Origin of the sequence: Pseudomonas mandelii (assembly GCF_024138395.1) — a bacterium.
Taxonomy (GTDB): Bacteria; Pseudomonadota; Gammaproteobacteria; order Pseudomonadales; family Pseudomonadaceae; genus Aquipseudomonas; species Aquipseudomonas mandelii_E.
Map to the genome: position 1 here is coordinate 89,496 of NZ_JAMYDU010000009.1, position 16,342 is coordinate 105,837.

The 16,342-nt window shown below is 59.9% G+C and carries 14 protein-coding genes; 7 read left to right on the forward strand and 7 right to left on the reverse strand.

All coding sequences use genetic code 11. The annotated features are described in order from the left end of the window. The first annotated feature begins 74 nt into the window (after positions 1 to 74). The gene (locus tag NHU87_RS15850) at positions 75 to 2,168 is read left to right on the forward strand and encodes an LTA synthase family protein (protein WP_253550366.1); all 2,094 of its coding nucleotides are present in this window, start codon (positions 75 to 77) and stop codon (positions 2,166 to 2,168) included. Positions 2,169 to 2,229: 61 nt separating this feature from the next. Here NHU87_RS15850 and NHU87_RS15855 read toward each other — a convergent pair whose 3' ends face one another. Next, positions 2,230 to 2,382: a DUF3309 family protein gene (locus NHU87_RS15855; RefSeq protein ID WP_052964818.1), complete on the reverse strand. Its 153-nt coding sequence runs from the start codon at positions 2,380 to 2,382 to the stop codon at positions 2,230 to 2,232. A gap of 293 nt (positions 2,383 to 2,675) precedes the next feature. On the opposite strand from NHU87_RS15855, the gene NHU87_RS15860 reads away from it, so the two are divergent. The 3 genes from NHU87_RS15860 (at position 2,676) to csrA (ending at position 4,228) form a co-directional block, all read left to right on the forward strand. Beyond that, a complete protein-coding gene (locus NHU87_RS15860) occupies positions 2,676 to 3,491 on the forward strand; it encodes an SDR family oxidoreductase (RefSeq protein WP_253550369.1) in 816 nt (271 codons plus the stop codon). A gap of 64 nt (positions 3,492 to 3,555) precedes the next feature. Next, positions 3,556 to 3,888, forward strand: coding sequence for a YnfA family protein (locus NHU87_RS15865; protein WP_253550372.1), 333 nt, complete (start codon positions 3,556 to 3,558; stop codon positions 3,886 to 3,888). Positions 3,889 to 4,042: 154 nt separating this feature from the next. Further along, positions 4,043 to 4,228 (forward strand): carbon storage regulator CsrA, encoded by a 186-nt coding sequence (gene csrA / locus NHU87_RS15870; RefSeq protein ID WP_030132007.1) that lies wholly within the window; start codon positions 4,043 to 4,045, stop codon positions 4,226 to 4,228. Between the two features lie 5 nt (positions 4,229 to 4,233). Here the strand turns inward: csrA and NHU87_RS15875 are convergent, their stop codons facing one another. The 5 genes from NHU87_RS15875 to mnmC form a co-directional block, all read right to left on the reverse strand. Beyond that, positions 4,234 to 4,461, reverse strand: a complete 228-nt coding sequence (locus NHU87_RS15875; protein WP_003199186.1) for a YheU family protein — start codon at positions 4,459 to 4,461, stop codon at positions 4,234 to 4,236. Between the two features lie 204 nt (positions 4,462 to 4,665). Next, entirely contained in the window at positions 4,666 to 5,856 is a 1,191-nt protein-coding gene (locus NHU87_RS15880) for an osmoprotectant NAGGN system M42 family peptidase (protein WP_253550375.1), read from the reverse strand. Positions 5,857 to 6,113: 257 nt separating this feature from the next. Continuing rightward, positions 6,114 to 7,862: an N-acetylglutaminylglutamine synthetase gene (gene ngg / locus NHU87_RS15885; RefSeq protein ID WP_253550379.1), complete on the reverse strand. Its 1,749-nt coding sequence runs from the start codon at positions 7,860 to 7,862 to the stop codon at positions 6,114 to 6,116. Between the two features lie 3 nt (positions 7,863 to 7,865). Further along, positions 7,866 to 9,638: an N-acetylglutaminylglutamine amidotransferase gene (locus tag NHU87_RS15890; RefSeq protein ID WP_253550382.1), complete on the reverse strand. Its 1,773-nt coding sequence runs from the start codon at positions 9,636 to 9,638 to the stop codon at positions 7,866 to 7,868. A gap of 124 nt (positions 9,639 to 9,762) precedes the next feature. Then, entirely contained in the window at positions 9,763 to 11,745 is a 1,983-nt protein-coding gene (gene mnmC / locus NHU87_RS15895) for a bifunctional tRNA (5-methylaminomethyl-2-thiouridine)(34)-methyltransferase MnmD/FAD-dependent 5-carboxymethylaminomethyl-2-thiouridine(34) oxidoreductase MnmC (RefSeq protein ID WP_253550385.1), read from the reverse strand. Positions 11,746 to 12,011: 266 nt separating this feature from the next. Here mnmC and pap point away from each other — a divergent pair, with 266 nt between their 5' ends. Further along, positions 12,012 to 13,526, forward strand: coding sequence for a polyphosphate:AMP phosphotransferase (pap, locus tag NHU87_RS15900; protein WP_253550388.1), 1,515 nt, complete (start codon positions 12,012 to 12,014; stop codon positions 13,524 to 13,526). A 105-nt stretch (positions 13,527 to 13,631) separates the two neighbouring features. Beyond that, a complete protein-coding gene (locus NHU87_RS15905) occupies positions 13,632 to 14,816 on the forward strand; it encodes a thiolase family protein (protein ID WP_253550401.1) in 1,185 nt (394 codons plus the stop codon). Between the two features lie 127 nt (positions 14,817 to 14,943). Here the strand turns inward: NHU87_RS15905 and NHU87_RS15910 are convergent, their stop codons facing one another. Then, positions 14,944 to 15,138, reverse strand: coding sequence for a DUF6316 family protein (locus NHU87_RS15910; RefSeq protein ID WP_253550404.1), 195 nt, complete (start codon positions 15,136 to 15,138; stop codon positions 14,944 to 14,946). 202 nt (positions 15,139 to 15,340) lie between these two features. Between NHU87_RS15910 and NHU87_RS15915 the strand changes: the two genes are divergently transcribed. After that, positions 15,341 to 16,300 carry a DMT family transporter gene (locus tag NHU87_RS15915; RefSeq protein ID WP_253550408.1) on the forward strand — a complete coding sequence of 320 codons (960 nt, stop codon included), beginning with the start codon at positions 15,341 to 15,343 and terminating at the stop codon, positions 16,298 to 16,300. Positions 16,301 to 16,342 lie beyond the last annotated feature (42 nt).

Sequence of the window (16,342 nt, forward strand, 5' to 3'; positions counted from 1 at the left end):
TCGCTCTGACCAGCATAAAGGCAAGGCGCCGCTGTATTTTTGAAACTTCAACTTCCAATGGGTCCTAAAACGACATGGCAAACCCGGACGCCCTGAGTCAGCAGCGAGCTTCTAGTCGCCTGCTGCAACCGACCGTCAAATCGCATCTGGCCTACACGCTATTGTGTGCCCTGGTCATGATGGTCATGTTCAGCCTGCTGCGCGTGGCGCTGCTGGTCTACAACAGCTCGATGATCCTCGACACTCCCGCTTCGACCTTTCTGGAAGCGTTCGCCAACGGCCTGCGGTTCGACTTGCGCCTGGTGGTTTACCTCAGCATTCCGCTGCTGCTGGCATTGTTCAGCGCCCGAGCGATGGCCGCCCGCGGATTCTTCCGACTGTGGCTGACCGTTGTCTCGAGCATCGCGCTGTTCCTCGGCCTGATGGAGATGGACTTTTACCGCGAGTTCCACCAGCGCCTCAACGGTCTGGTCTTCCAGTACGTGAACGAAGACCCGAAAACCGTGATGAGCATGCTCTGGTACGGTTTTCCGGTGGTTCGTTACCTGTTGGCCTGGGCCGTGGGCACGTTGATCCTGACCCTCGCGTTCAAGGGTGCCGACCGTGCCACGCGTCCTCGCGGGCCGTTCAGCGGTGGCAGCATTGGTACGCGGCAGGTCGCTCCGTGGTATGCGCGTGGCGTCGTGTTCGTGGTCTGCCTGCTGGTCTGCGTGGTTGCGGCTCGTGGCACTCTGCGTCAGGGCCCGCCAATGCGTTGGGGTGACGTTTACACCACCGACTCGAATTTCGCCAACCAGTTGGGCCTCAATGGCACACTTTCGTTGATCGCGGCGGCCAAGAGCCGGATGTCCGAACATCGCGACAATGTCTGGAAAGCCACACTGCCACAGCCCCTGGCCCAGCAGACCGTGCGCGATTTGTTGCTGACCCCGAGCGACAAGCTGGTCGATCCCGAGACCGCCGCGGTGCGTCGCAATTTCAGCCCCGACACCAACAAGACACTGCCGATCAAGAACGTCGTGGTGATCCTGATGGAAAGCTTCGCCGGTCACTCGGTGGGCGCTTTGGGTCGTCCGGGTGAAATCACCCCGTACTTCGACAAATTGTCGAAAGAAGGCCTGCTGTTCGACCGCTTCTTCTCCAACGGCACCCATACCCACCAGGGCATGTTCGCCACCATGGCCTGCTTCCCGAACTTGCCGGGTTTCGAATACCTGATGCAAACGCCTGAAGGCAGCCACAAGCTGTCCGGCCTGCCGCAGTTGCTCAGCGTGCGTGACTACGACGATGTGTACGTCTACAACGGCGACTTCGCCTGGGACAACCAGTCGGGCTTCTTCAGCAACCAGGGCATGACCAATTTCATCGGTCGTAATGACTTCGTTAACCCGGTGTTCTCCGATCCGACTTGGGGTGTGTCTGACCAGGACATGTTCAACCGTGGTCTGGAGGAGCTGAAGGCCCGCGATGGCAAGGACAAAAAGCCGTTCTATGCCTTGCTGCAAACGCTGTCCAACCACACGCCGTACGCGTTGCCGACGCCATTGCCGGTGAAACCTGTGACCGATCGCGGCAGCCTCAACGAACACTTGACCGCCATGCGCTACTCAGACTGGGCGTTGGGTCAATTCTTCGAACAGGCCCGCAAAGAGCCGTATTTCAAGGAAACCCTGTTTGTGGTGGTCGGCGACCACGGTTTTGGCAACGAACAGCAGATCACTGAAATGGACCTGGGCCGCTTCAACGTGCCGATGCTGCTGATCGGGCCGGGCGTTCAGGAAAAATTCGGCCAGGTCGACCACACCGTCGGCACCCAGATCGACATCGTGCCGACCATCATGGGCCGTGTTGGTGGAGATGTGGTTCATCAATGCTGGGGTCGCGACTTGCTGAACCTGCCGGAAGGCGACAAGGGTTTTGGCGTAATCAAGCCGTCGGGCAGCGATCAGACGGTCGCGTTGCTCACTGCGGATCGCGTGCTGGTACTGCCCAAAGAGATGCCGCCGAAGTTGTATCAATACGAACTGGGCGCCAATCCGAAAGGCGAAGTGATCCCGGCATCGGCTGATGAAGCGGCGCTCAAGCAGAAGCTCGAGTCGTTTATCCAGACGGCCTCCAAAAGCCTGATCGATAACACCGCCGGTGTAGTTGACGGCAAGCCGGACTAAATTTTTTGCGCAATAAAAAAGAGGCCCTTCGCAGGGCCTCTTTTTTTTGCCGGCAAAACCTTCATATCTTGCCAAGCAGCAGCAGGATCAACAGCACTACCAACACTACGCCGATGATACCGGACGGGCCGTAACCCCAACTACTGGAGTACGGGAAGACCGGCAAGCCACCTATCAACAACAGGATAAGAATAACGATAAGAATTGTGCCCATGTCTGTTTCCTTGTTGGAAGCGTTGTGGATTGACCTAGCGTTTTAGCCATCAGCTGGACATGTATTAATCCTAGCTGCTTACAAATTCCGACTCATGGATATGACGAAAAATTCCAGTTTTTTTTAATGTTTTTGGAAAGCACGCTTATTTCTTTTACTGCGTCTCAAAGTTGAAACAACTGGACCGCGCCGTGGTTCATTGCTGGCCATTCAGCAATCTGATGGAGCGTGGGTCGCGCATTATCCTTCGCTACACTCGGTACATCTTTCCCGGAACAACAAGGCTGTTTGCTATGCAAAATCGCATGATGATCACTGGCGCGGGCTCGGGCCTGGGTCGCGAAATCGCGCTGCGCTGGGCGCGTGAAGGCTGGCAACTGGCCTTGTCGGATGTCAGCGAGCCTGGCCTGCAAGAGACCCTGAAGCTGGTTCGCGAAGCCGGCGGTGATGGTTTCATTCAGCGTTGTGATGTGCGCGACTACAGCCAACTAACGGCTTTCGCCCAAGCCTGTGAAGAGAAGCTCGGCGGCATTGACGTCATCGTCAACAACGCCGGCGTGGCCTCGGGCGGGTTCTTCAGTGAACTGTCGCTGGAAGACTGGGACTGGCAGATCGCGATAAACCTGATGGGCGTGGTCAAGGGCTGCAAGGCGTTCCTGCCGCTGCTGGAGCAAAGCAAAGGCAAGATCATCAACATCGCCTCGATGGCCGCACTGATGCAAGGTCCGGCCATGAGCAACTACAACGTGGCCAAGGCGGGTGTGGTGGCTTTGTCCGAAAGTCTGTTGATTGAACTGGCTCACGAGGAAGTCAGCGTGCATGTGGTCTGCCCGTCATTCTTCCAGACCAACCTGCTGGACTCCTTCCGTGGCCCGACACCGGCCATGAAAGCCCAGGTGGGCAAATTGCTGGAAAGCTCGCCGATCAGTGCTGCCGACATTGCCGATTACATCTATCAGCAAGTCGCCGCCGGCGAATTCTTGATCCTGCCTCACGAACAGGGCCGCATGGCCTGGGCGATCAAGCAAAAAGACCCGCAACTGCTCTACAAAGAAATGACCGTGATGGCTGACAAAATGCGCGCCAAGGCCAAACAATCCGCAGGCTGAACTTGCCCGTGCGCAACACCATCGTTAGGGTGGCCGCAACCGGTCATCCTCACGAGACATCTGCATGCTCAATTACCTGTGGTTTTTCCTCGCCGCGCTATTCGAAATCGCCGGCTGCTTCGCTTTCTGGATGTGGCTGCGCCAGAGTAAAAGCGCTTGGTGGATCGTCCCGGCATTGCTAAGCCTGATGGTGTTCGCGGTGCTGCTCACCCGGGTCGAAGCGAGCTACGCCGGCCGCGCTTATGCCGCCTACGGTGGCATCTACATCATTGCGTCGATCGGTTGGCTGGCAGTGGTCGAGCGGATTCGTCCACTGGGCTCGGACTGGATTGGCGTGGCGCTGTGTGTGATCGGAGCGAGCGTCATCCTGTTTGGTCCGCGCTTTTCCGTTTCCTGAAGGATTGGTCCTTCATTCAGATCGGTTTGTCGGATACGTCCTTCAGGGCTCTGCATCCTGCGCTGTAGGGCGAGACTGTTTTGTTGTCGTTGCATTGAAGACCCGCTGCGCGCCGGGCATCTTCAAGGGCCGGTAACCCTGAAGGATGAATGCCATGCTTGTACTTAGCCGCGTTGTGGGCGAGTTGATATCCATTGGTGACAACATCACCGTGCGGGTTCTCGCCGTTAACGGAAGCAGCGTGCGCTTCGGTGTTGAAGCGCCGCAGCAGGTCAACGTACATCGCGCCGAAGTCTATGAGCGCATCCAGATCAAACAGGCCAAAGCGAAAGCGCGTTAAGAACCTCAGTCGAACAGATGCTTGGGCACGTCGTGCTTGAGCATCAACTGGCATTGCTCGCTTTCCGGATCGAAGACGATCAGCGCCTGGCCCTTGGTCAATGCCTGGCGAACACGTAAAACGCGGGTTTCCAGCGGTGTGTCATCGCCGTTGTCCGTGCCGTCACGGGTTACGAAATCCTCGATCAGACGGGTCAGCGTGTCGACTTCAAGTTGGTCGTGGGGGATCAGCATAAGGCACCTCGGCTAAACAATGGCGCGATGCTACGGCGAATGGGTGATTGCGGCTAGCCTGAGTCTGATGTGGCGCCTGATCTACCGCCTTCGCGGGCAAGCCTCGCTCCTACAGGTACGCGTCGTGAGGGATATATTGCTCTGTAGGAGCGAGGCTTGCCCGCGAAGGCGATAGATCAAACACCCAATACCTCAAGAAAAGAATCAGCTCTCCGAGCGCTGCCCCACCAAGCTATCCACCGACGGCACCCGCGTATCGCTTTCCATCTGCGTCTCGTGTTCGATCTGGTGACTGAACCGGTCCAGCGATCCCTTGGCCGGTTGTGCATCGCTGGCGAACACTGGCGGGCTGAGGATATAGGCGCCGAGCAGGCGACTGAGGGCGGCGAGGCTGTCGATGTGGGTGCGTTCATAGCCGTGGGTGGCGTCGCAACCGAAGGCCAGCAGGGCGGTGCGAATGTCATGGCCAGCAGTGACGGCCGAGTGAGCATCGCTGAAGTAATAGCGGAACAGATCGCGGCGCGCCGGCAGTTCGTTGTCGCTGGCAAGCCGCAGCAAGTGGCGCGACAGGTGATAGTCATAAGGCCCGCCGGAATCCTGCATCGCCACGCTCACCGCGTGTTCGCTGGAATGCTGGCCGGGCGCGACCGGTGCGATGTCGATGCCGACGAATTCGCTGACATCCCAAGGCAGGGCAGCCGCCGCGCCGCTGCCGGTTTCTTCGGTGATGGTGAACAGCGGATGGCAGTCGATCATCAGTTCTTCGCCGCTGTCGACAATGGCTTTCAGCGCCGCCAGCAGGGCGGCAACGCCGGCCTTGTCATCGAGGTGACGGGCGCTGATGTGGCCGCTTTCGGTGAACTCCGGCAACGGGTCGAAGGCGACGAAATCGCCGACGCTGATCCCCAGCGAATCGCAATCGGCGCGGGTGGCGCAGTAGGCGTCCAGGCGCAATTCGATGTGATCCCAGCTGATCGGCATTTCATCCACGGCGGTGTTGAACGCGTGCCCGGAAGCCATCAACGGCAACACGCTGCCGCGGATCACGCCGTTGTCGGTGAACAGACTGACACGGCTGCCCTCGGCAAAACGGCTGGACCAGCAACCGACGGGTGCCAGGGTCAGGCGACCGTTGTCCTTGATCGCGCGAACCGCCGCGCCAATGGTGTCCAAGTGAGCGGAGACGGCGCGGTCCGGGCTGTTCTTCTTGCCCTTGAGGGTGGCGCGGATGGTGCCGCGACGAGTCATCTCAAAGGGAATGCCCAGCTCTTCGAGGCGTTCGGCAACGTAACGCACGATGGTGTCGGTGAACCCGGTGGGGCTGGGAATGGCGAGCATTTCCAGCAGGACTTTTTGCAGGTAATTGAGATCCGGTTCGGGAATTTTGCTGGTCATGGAAACTCCTGATGGGTTGAGAGCTGATCGTTCCCACGCTCTGCGTGGGAATGCAGTCAGGGACGCTCTGCGTCCCCAGCGATTGCTGCGCGTCCGAGGAGTCATTCCCGTGCGGAGCGTGGGAATGATCATGAATGGAAAGAATCTTTTGTGTCTGTTCGGCCGTCTTCGCGGGCAAGCCTCGCTCCTACATTTGACCGCGTAATCCCGTAGGAGCGAGGCTTGCCCGCGAAGGCGCCCGTCCAGGCACTACATCACTAAGTGGCCGCCTGCTGGCTATGCGGAAACAACAAATCCACAAACCGCTCGGCCGTCGGCTGCGGCTCATGGTTGGCCAGCCCGGCGCGTTCATTGGCTTCGATAAACACATACTCCGGCTGGTCGGCGGCCGGCACCATCAGGTCGAGCCCGACCATCGGAATATCCAGCGCCCGCGCCGCGCGCACTGCCGCATCCACCAAGGTCGGATGCAGAATCGCCGTGACGTCTTCAAGAATGCCGCCGGTATGAAGATTCGCCGTGCGCCGCACGAACAAGTGCTCGCCAGCCGGCAGAATGCTGCTGTAGTCATAACCCGCCGCCTGCAACGTGCGCTGGGTCTCATGGTCCTGCGGGATTTTGCTTTCACCGCTGGTCGCCGCCTGACGACGACGGCTCTGGGCTTCGATCAGCGCGCCGATGGAATGCTGACCATCGCCCACCACTTCTGCCGGCCGGCGAATGGCGGCCGCGACCACTTCGAAACCGATCACCAGAATCCGCAAATCCAAGCCTTCATGGAAGCTTTCCAGCAGCACTCGACTGTCGAACGCGCGGGCGTTTTCGATGGCGTGCTGGACCTCTTCGAGGGTGCGTAAATCCACCGCCACCCCTTGGCCCTGTTCACCGTCCAGCGGTTTGACCACCACCCGTTCGTGCTCATCGAGAAACGCCAGGTTGTCGTCCGCGCTTCCCGCCAGTTGTTGGGCGGGCAGTTTAAGGCCGGCGTTTTTCAGCACCTTGTGGGTCAGGCTTTTGTCCTGGCACAACGTCATACTGATGGCGCTGGTCAGATCGCTCAGGGATTCGCGGCAACGCACCCGTCGACTGCCGTGAATCAAGGTAAACAAGCCGGCTTGCGCGTCGTCCACCTGCACATCAATGCCGCGCCGGTGAGCCTCTTCGACGATGATTCGCGCATACGGATTGAACTCGGCTTCCGGGCCAGGGCCGAGAAACAACGGTTGGTTGATGCCGTTTTTGCGCTTGATGGCGAAGGTCGACAAGTTGCGAAAACCGAGCTTGGCGTAAAGGCTTTTCGCCTGACGGTTGTTGTGCAGCACCGACAGGTCCAGGTAACTCAGGCCACGGCTCATGAAGTGTTCGATCAAGTGCCGCACCAGCACTTCACCAACGCCAGGACGGGAGCATTGTGGATCGACCGCCAGACACCACAGGCTGCTGCCGTTTTCCGGATCGTTGAACGCCTTGTGATGATTCAGGCCCATGACGCTGCCGATGATCGCGCCGCTGTCCTCATCTTCGGCCAGCCAGTAAACCGGGCCGCCCTGGTGATGAGGCGTTAGCAAGTTCGCATCAATCGGCAGCATGCCGCGCGCCTGATACAGCTGATTGACGGCCTGCCAGTCTGCCTCGCTTTGCGCCCGACGGATGCGAAAACCGCGGAATACTCGGGTGGCCTGACGGTAATCGCTGAACCACAAACGCAAGGTGTCGGACGGGTCGAGAAACAGTTGCGCCGGTTCCAGCCCCAGCACTTGCTGGGGCGCGGCCACGTACAAGGCGATGTCCCGCTCACCGGGCTGCTCGTTGAGCAACTCTTGGGCAAGGCTCGCGGCATCGGGAAAGGTATGGCCGATCAGCAACCGGCCCCAGCCGCAATGCACCGCGATGGGTGCAGCGCCCAATTCACTGCCGTCTTCGGCCAGGCGCGCCTGCAAGCGTTCGTAGGAGGGCGTCTGACCGCGCAACAAGCGTTGGCTGTAAGCCGTGGCGTGAGGTTTCATCGATCAGATTCCTTGTTCACTGAGCCACAGGTTCAGGGCTGCCAATTGCCACAGCTTGGAGCCGCGCAACGGGGTCAGTTGACCTTGTGGATCGGTCAGCAGGCGGTCGAGCATGGCGGGGTTGAACAGGCCACGATCCTGACTCGGGTCGAGCAGCAGTTCACGCACCCAGTTCAGCGTGTCGCCCTGCAAATGCTTGAGGCCGGGGACCGGGAAGTAGCCCTTTTTGCGGTCAATCACTTCACTCGGAATGACTAGCCGCGCCGCTTCTTTCAACACTTGCTTACCGCCATCCGGCAGCTTGAATTTGCCCGGCACCCGCGCCGACAATTCCACCAGGCGATAGTCGAGAAACGGCGTACGCGCTTCCAGACCCCAGGCCATGGTCATGTTGTCGACGCGTTTGACCGGGTCGTCCACCAGCATCACGGTGCTGTCCAGACGCAGGGCTTTGTCCACGGCTGCGTCGGCGCCGGGCTGGGCGAAATGTTCTTTCACGAAGTCGCCGGCCGCGTCGTTGGCCGTCAGCCATTTCGGTTGCACCGTGGCGGCGTAGTCGGCGTAGCTGCGGTCGAAAAACGCATCGCGATACGCCGCGTACGGATCGCTCGCACCGTCCACTTGCGGATACCAGTGATACCCGGCGAACAACTCGTCCGCACCCTGACCGCTTTGCACCACCTTGCAATGCTTGGCCACTTCGCGAGACAGCAGATAGAACGCGATACAGTCATGGCTGACCATCGGCTCGCTCATGGCGCGGAACGCCGCGGGCAGTTGCTCGATGATCTCTTTTTCGTCGATGCGCAGTTGGTGATGTTGGGTGCCGTAGTGCTTGGCGATCAAATCGGAATACTGGAACTCGTCACCGCGCTCGCCGCCGGCATCCTGGAAGCCGATGGAAAAGGTCGACAGGTTTTCAACGCCGACTTCACGCAACAGACCGACTAGCATGCTCGAATCGACACCACCGGAAAGCAGTACGCCAACATCCACCGCCGCCCGTTGACGGATCGCCACCGCATCACGGGTGCTGTCGAGCACGCGATCACGCCAGTCTTCGAGGGTCAGGTTCAGCTCGTCGGTGTGTGGGCCGTAGGGCAGGGTCCACCAGGTTTTCTGCTCGGTGGTGCCGTCTGCTTCGATGCGCATCCAGCTCGCCGGGGGCAGCTTTTCGATGCCTGCCAGCAAGGTGCGCGGGGCAGGGACCACCGCGTGGAAATTCAGGTAGTGATTGATCGCGACTGGATCGAGAATCGGGTTGATGTCGCCACCCTTGAGCAATGCCGGCAGGGCCGAGGCAAAGCGCAGGCGTTGACCAGTGCGCGACAGGTACAACGGCTTTACGCCGAGACGGTCGCGGGCAATGAACAGACGCTTGGCGTCGCGCTCCCAAATAGCGAAGGCGAACATGCCGTTGAGTTTGGGCAACAGGGCTTCGCCCCAAGCGTGATAACCCTTGAGCAGCACTTCGGTGTCGCCACCGGAATAGAAGGCGTAACCGAGGCTTTCCAGTTCGGTGCGCAGTTCCGGGAAGTTGTAGATCGCGCCGTTGAAGGCCAGGGACAGGCCCAGTTGGTTGTCGATCATCGGCTGGGCCGAGCCGTCCGACAGGTCCATGATTTTCAGGCGCCGATGGCCCAGGGCAATCGGCCCCTGGCTGTGGAAGCCCCACGCATCAGGGCCGCGAGGGGCCAGGTGATGGGTGATTCGTTCAATGGCTGCGAGGTCCGCAGGTTGATGGTCGAAACGTAATTCTCCAGCTAATCCGCACATAAGTCCTTACCGGTTTTTTCCGTTGGGGAGGGGCAATCGGTACCTCGCCAAAAACGGCGGGTACCCGGAAACTGACCCAAGTGAATCCCTGGAGTTTTAGACCGATAAGTTATAAGTCCAGACGTCAGACTTTTCCGCGGATCAATTGGCGCAAGGCAAAACGGTTGGGATGGCAGGCCTCGGCCACTGTTTTTGGCAACGGAAATGGCTCGTTTTCAAGCCATGCGGCCAACAACTCGCCAGACAACGGCGCGGTGATCAAACCGCGAGAACCGTGACCGCTGTTAACGTAAAAACCGTCCAGCCATGGGCAGAGCACATCGGGCACTTGCCGGGCATCTTTACTTAGCGCGGCATAGGCGCCGGCGAAGGCAGCCTGGTCGGCCAACGGTCCGACGATCGGCAGGTAGTCGGGGCTGGTACAGCGGAATGCCGCGCGTCCTTCAAGCTGTTGCGGGTCCAGGTCGGGAACATGCAGACGGGTGACCAGATCAGTGGAAATTTCCTCGAGCAACGCCAGGTTGCCAAGGTGTTCGGCGACGGTCGGGGTCAGCTCATCGCTCTTGAAATCGAAGCTGGCGCCGAGTGTGTGTTCCCCCAGGCGTGCCGGCGCCACATAGCCTTCGGCGCAGACGACGGTCGCCAGGCTCTGGCTTTCAGGGGTTTGCGCCAGTCGGGTGATCTGGCCGCGAATGCGTTTGAGGGGCAGGTCGGCGCTGTATGGAAAACGCTTGATCTCGGCGGCGCCGGCCAGAATCACCACGGGCGCGCTGGCCAGTAGGGCATCGCCGTCCCAGGCCTGCCACTGATCATCGACCTTGCGCAGTTCCAGCACCTCACGATGAGGCAGCCACTGGATGTTCGTTGAGGACGCCTGCCACTGGCACAACGCGGGCGGATGAACCCAGCCGCCTTCGGGGTAGAACAAACCTCCGTGCGCCAATTCGATACCGGCCCGGGCCCGAGCCTGAGGTTGATCGAGCAGGTGCACCAGGCTCGGTGAAAAGGCCGCGGCCAATTGCGCCTGACGCTCGGCTTCCTTGGCATTGAAGGCCAGTTGCAAGACTCCGCAATCGTCCCAGTCGACGCCACGCTGCAGCTGTTCGAGCAGACGTCGGGTGTAGCCAAAACCGCTGACGATCAATTGCGACAACGCCGTGCCATGGGCCGAAAGCTTGAGGTATAGCACACCCTGAGGATTGCCCGAGGCTTCCTGCGCCAGTGCTTCGTGGCGGTCCAGCAGGCTCACGTGCCAACCCCGCGCGGCCAGGCTGGCGGCACTCGCGCAACCGGCCAGCCCGGCGCCGATCACCAGGGCGTGGCGTTTGCCGGTCAGCGGTTGTGGGCGAGCGAACCATGGTTTTGTCGCGGCTGGTTTAGCGGCCTCTTCAGGCCAACCGAGGAAGGTGCCCCGCAGAATTTCCCATTTATGGCCGATGCCAGGCGTGCGCTTCATCTTGAAACCCGCCGCGTTCAGCAAGCGGCGCACCCAACCGGTGCTGGTGAAGGTGCTGATGGTCGAGCCAGGTGCCGCCAGACGAGCCAGTTCGGCAAACAATTCGGCGGTCCACATGTCGGGGTTTTTCGCCGGGGCGAAACCGTCGAGAAACCACGCGTCGATCTGCGCATCCAGTTGCGGCAACTGCTCCAGTGCGTCGCCGATCAGCAAGGTCAGGGTGACGCGGCCGCTGTCCAGCACCAAGCGCTGAAAGCCTTGATGGATCGCTACGTATTGCGCCAGCAATTGATCGGCAAACGGCTTGAGCTCCGGCCATAACGCCAAGGCCCGTTGCAGATCGGGCGCGCTCAGCGGGTACTTTTCGACACTGACAAAATGCAGGCGCGCACCGACCACCGCGTGCTGTTCGAACAACTGCCAGGCACAGAGAAAATTCAGCCCGGTGCCGAAACCGGTCTCGCCAATCACCAATCGACCATCCACCGGCAAGGCAGCGAAACGATCGCGCAAATCGTTTTGCTGCAGAAACACGTAACGGGTTTCTTCAAGGCCTGACAGGTCGGAAAAATACACATCATCGAACACCCGCGAACGCGGGCGACCTTGGTCGTCCCAGTCGAGCTGGGCGTGGGGCAATACAGGTTTCATGGCAGGCTCGGCAACGGCAAGGTGGCCATTCTAGCCGATCGGTGCAGCGGCGCTTGATCCAAAATCCTGTAGGAGCGAGCGGTGCGGCGATCCGACTTGCCCGCGAAGAACGATAGCGCGTAATACCTGATAAACCGCGGCGCATTACTTCGCGGGCAAGCCTCGCTCCTACAGGATTTTCGTCGCCTGATGTCCTCAGGGAATTTCTCTGATGACCACCTGCCCAATCCGCTAGTCTTGCTCAATCCTGGAAGGAGCTGCTCTCTATGTTCGAATCCGCCGAAATCGGTCATGCCATCGACAAAGAAACCTATGAAGCCGAAGTGCCGGCGTTGCGTGAAGCCTTGCTCGAAGCGCAGTTCGAACTTCGCCAGCAACACCGCTTTCCAGTGATCATTTTGATCAACGGCATCGAAGGCGCCGGCAAGGGCGAGACGGTCAAGTTGCTCAACGAATGGATGGACCCGCGCTCGATCGAGGTCCGCACCTTCGACCAGCAGACCGACGAAGAACTGGCGCGACCGCCGGCCTGGCGCTATTGGCGGATGCTTCCGGCCAAGGGCCGCATGGGGATTTTCTTTGGCAACTGGTACAGCCAGATGCTGCAAGGACGGGTTCATGGCTTGTTCAAGGATCCGCGACTCGATCAAAGCATCAACGGGGCCGAGCGGTTGGAGAAGATGCTGTGCGACGAGGGCGCGCTGATCTTCAAATTCTGGTTTCACCTCTCCAAAAAACAAATGAAAGCACGGCTCAAGGTCCTGGCCGACGACCCGCTGCACAGCTGGCGCATCAGCCCGCTGGACTGGCAACAATCCGCGACCTACGACAAATTCGTGAAGTACGGCGAACGGGTGCTGCGCCGCACCAGCCGCGACTATGCACCGTGGCATGTGATCGCCGGCGTGGACGAGCGCTATCGCAGCCTTACGGTCGGCAAGATCCTGCTCGATGGCCTGCAAAGTGCGCTGAAGAGACCCAGGATTCACCCGGACAAAGTCAGCGCCGCACCGTTGTTCCCCAGCGTCGATCAATTCAATCTGATCGATAGCCTGGACTTGACCCTGCAACTGGACAAGGACGATTACGAAAAGCAGCTGGTTACCGAACAGGCACGGTTTTCCGGGTTGATGCGCGACAAGCGCATGCGCCGCCATGCGTTGATCGCGGTGTTCGAAGGCAACGACGCGGCGGGCAAGGGCGGGGCAATCCGTCGGGTGGCCGCGGCGCTCGACCCTCGCCAGTACAACATCGTGCCGATCGCCTCGCCCACCGAGGAAGAACGGGCGCAGCCGTATCTCTGGCGGTTCTGGCGGCATATTCCGGCGCGAGGCAAATTCACCGTGTTCGACCGTTCCTGGTATGGCCGGGTGCTGGTGGAGCGCATTGAGGGCTATTGCAGCAAAGCGGACTGGATGCGCGCCTACGGCGAGATCAACGACTTCGAAGAGCAGATCGCCGATGCCGGAGTGATCGTGGTCAAGTTCTGGCTGGCCATCGACAAACAGACTCAGATGGAGCGTTTCCAGGAACGCGAACAGATCCCCTTCAAGCGCTTCAAGATCACTGAAGACGATTGGCGCAATCGTGACAAATGGGACGATTACCGCGTCGCAGTCGGCGATATGGTTGATCGCACCAGCACCGAGATATCGCCCTGGACCCTGGTGGAAGCCAACGACAAGCGCTGGGCGCGGATCAAGGTTTTGCGCACCATCAACCAGGCGCTGGAAGAAGCCTTCGAAACGTCCGACAAACGCGAGAGGAAACGCAAGCGCTGAAGCGATGGCTACGCATACGCGGGGTGAATGATTGTCGCGGGCAGTCATTGGGTGGGCTTATGCTCGGTCCAACTCCTGACTGACAACAACAATGAGGTGTATGCCATGCGTGAAGTGGTGATCGTCGACAGCGTGCGGACCGGCCTGGCCAAATCCTTTCGCGGCAAGTTCAACATGACCCGCCCGGACGACATGGCGGCACATTGCGTCAACGCGCTGCTCACGCGCAATGACGTCGATCCGGCCAGTGTCGAGGATTGCATCGTCGGCGCCGGCTCCAACGAAGGCGCCCAAGGCTTCAACATCGGTCGCAATGTCGCGGTGCTGTCGCACCTGGGCATCGGCACGGGTGGCATGACCCTTAACCGTTTCTGTTCGTCAGGCTTGCAGGCCATCGCCATTGCGGCCAATCAGATCGCTTCGGGTTGCAGCGACATCATCGTCGCCGGTGGCGTCGAATCGATCAGCCTGACCATGAAAAGCGTCAACACCGACAACCTGATCAACCCGCTGCTGAAAGAGCAGGTGCCGGGCATCTATTTCCCCATGGGCCAGACTGCCGAGATCGTCGCGCGTCGTTACGACGTCACTCGCCAAGAGCAGGATCTGTACGCCTTGCAAAGCCAGCAACGTACCGCCCTGGCGCAGGCAGCCGGGTTGTTCAACGATGAAATCGTGCCGATGGCGGTGAAGTATCGTGTTGAAGACAAGGCCACCGGCCAGGTGCAGATCCTCGACGGCATCGTCGATCACGACGACTGCAACCGCCCGGACACCACGCTGCAAAGCCTGGCCGGGTTGAAACCGGTGTTTGCCGAAGACGGCTCGGTAACCGCCGGCAACTCGTCGCAGCTGTCCGACGGCGCTTCAATGACCCTGGTAATGAGCCTGGAAAAAGCCTTGGCGCTGGGGCTCAAGCCCAAAGCTTTCTTCCGCGGTTTTGCCGTGGCCGGGTGTCAGCCGGACGAAATGGGCATCGGCCCGGTGTTCTCGGTGCCGAAGTTGCTCAAGGCCAAGGGGTTGCAGGTTGGCGACATTGATCTGTGGGAGCTCAACGAGGCGTTCGCCTCGCAATGCCTGTACAGCCGCAATCGGCTGGAAATCGACAACGACAAGTACAACGTCAATGGCGGTTCGATTGCCATCGGCCATCCGTTCGGCATGACCGGTTCGCGTCAGGTCGGGCACATCGTGCGTGAATTGCAGCGGCGTAACCTGCGTTACGGCATCGTCACCATGTGCGTGGGCGGCGGGATGGGGGCTACGGGGTTGTTTGAGGCGGTGCGCTAGACCTTAAGTGTTTTGTTGCCTGATCAACCGCATTCGCGAGCAAGCCCGCTCCCACATTTGACCGAGTTCCAACGTTGGACACGGTTAATGTGGGAGCGGGCTTGCTCGCGAATGCAGACACTGCGGTCTATCGGCTCATGCACATAACCTGCATCCGCTCGATATACGCCTGAATCTCACGCTTCGCCGCTTCCCGGTTTTCAAACGGCCCCTCCAGCGTGAGTTCCCGTGTGGTGAAATACAGCTCTCCATTCACACGACACAACCGGTCACAACGAAAGTGGGTGGTGGGGGCGTTGTCTTGGGCGCGCATGCCGTACATGGGCGATCTCCTGCGGATGACGGTTTCAATGAGCTTATGCATGAACCACTTGTCGCGCCTGGCGACCTGATCGACGGCATATCGTCAACTTCAGGGGTGCGACCTGCACAGTTTCATTCGCGGCCCGTCGGCAACTGTCCCTGTGTCGCGCCCCGGTCTGGGCCTAGAATGAGCGTTTTTGCCAATCGGCTTCGGGGTCAGCATGCATATTTCATCGGGTCGCTGGGTTTATGGTTTGTTGTTGGCCTTGCTGACCGCGTTGTTGTGGGGAATCCTGCCGATCAAGCTCAAGCAAGTGCTGTTGGTGATGGACCCGGTGACGGTGACCTGGTTTCGTCTGCTGGTGTCCGGTGGTTGTCTGTTCATTTATCTGGCGGCGACGAAACGCCTGCCGAGTCGCAAAGTCCTCGGCGCGCGTGGTGGCTGGCTGGTGTTGATGGCGGTACTCGGACTGGTCGGCAACTACGTGCTGTACCTGATGGGCCTGAATCTGCTCAGCCCCGGTACCGCGCAACTGGTGGTACAAATGGGCCCGATCATGTTGCTGATCGCCAGTCTGTTCGTGTTCAAGGAACGGTTCAGCGTGGGGCAGGGGATTGGCCTGTTGGTGCTGCTGATCGGCTTTGCGCTCTTCTTCAATCAGCGCTTGAGTGAACTGCTCACCTCTCTGACGGATTACACCGCCGGTGTGCTGATGGTGCTGTTGGCGTCCACGGTCTGGACCTTCTATGCCTTGGGCCAGAAACAGTTGCTCACGGTGTGGAATTCGTTGCAGGTGATGATGGTGATTTACCTGTTCTGCGCGCTGTTGCTGACGCCCTGGGTGCATCCGCTGGAAGCGCTGCAATTGAGTCCGCTGCAAGGCTGGTTGCTGCTGGCGTGCTGTTTGAACACGCTGATTGCTTACGGCGCCTTTGCCGAAGCCCTGGCCCATTGGGAAGCCTCGCGGGTCAGTGCGACGCTGGCGATCACACCGCTGGTGACCTTTGCCGCCGTGGCCGTGGCCGCGTGGTTATGGCCAGAGTATGTGCATGCCGAACAGATCAATGGCCTGGGTTATGGCGGGGCGGTGTTGGTGGTGTTGGGGTCGGCGTTGGTGGCGTTGGGGCCATCGTTGATGGCGGGGCTCAGGGCGCGGCGGGTGCGGATGACGGTCAATTAGACCGCGTTATCGTTCATCGCGGGCAAGCCACGCTCCCACAGG

Bases quoted from the DNA above. Each gene is read 5' to 3' on its own strand.
- NHU87_RS15850 (WP_253550366.1), top strand. From the start codon at position 75: ATGGCAAACCCGGACGCCCTGAGTCAGCAGCGAGCTTCTAGTCGCCTG.
- NHU87_RS15855 (WP_052964818.1), bottom strand. From the start codon at position 2,382: ATGGGCACAATTCTTATCGTTATTCTTATCCTGTTGTTGATAGGTGGC.
- NHU87_RS15860 (WP_253550369.1), top strand. From the start codon at position 2,676: ATGCAAAATCGCATGATGATCACTGGCGCGGGCTCGGGCCTGGGTCGC.
- NHU87_RS15865 (WP_253550372.1), top strand. From the start codon at position 3,556: ATGCTCAATTACCTGTGGTTTTTCCTCGCCGCGCTATTCGAAATCGCC.
- csrA (WP_030132007.1), top strand. From the start codon at position 4,043: ATGCTTGTACTTAGCCGCGTTGTGGGCGAGTTGATATCCATTGGTGAC.
- NHU87_RS15875 (WP_003199186.1), bottom strand. From the start codon at position 4,461: ATGCTGATCCCCCACGACCAACTTGAAGTCGACACGCTGACCCGTCTG.
- NHU87_RS15880 (WP_253550375.1), bottom strand. From the start codon at position 5,856: ATGACCAGCAAAATTCCCGAACCGGATCTCAATTACCTGCAAAAAGTC.
- ngg (WP_253550379.1), bottom strand. From the start codon at position 7,862: ATGAAACCTCACGCCACGGCTTACAGCCAACGCTTGTTGCGCGGTCAG.
- NHU87_RS15890 (WP_253550382.1), bottom strand. From the start codon at position 9,638: ATGTGCGGATTAGCTGGAGAATTACGTTTCGACCATCAACCTGCGGAC.
- mnmC (WP_253550385.1), bottom strand. From the start codon at position 11,745: ATGAAACCTGTATTGCCCCACGCCCAGCTCGACTGGGACGACCAAGGT.
- pap (WP_253550388.1), top strand. From the start codon at position 12,012: ATGTTCGAATCCGCCGAAATCGGTCATGCCATCGACAAAGAAACCTAT.
- NHU87_RS15905 (WP_253550401.1), top strand. From the start codon at position 13,632: ATGCGTGAAGTGGTGATCGTCGACAGCGTGCGGACCGGCCTGGCCAAA.
- NHU87_RS15910 (WP_253550404.1), bottom strand. From the start codon at position 15,138: ATGTACGGCATGCGCGCCCAAGACAACGCCCCCACCACCCACTTTCGT.
- NHU87_RS15915 (WP_253550408.1), top strand. From the start codon at position 15,341: ATGCATATTTCATCGGGTCGCTGGGTTTATGGTTTGTTGTTGGCCTTG.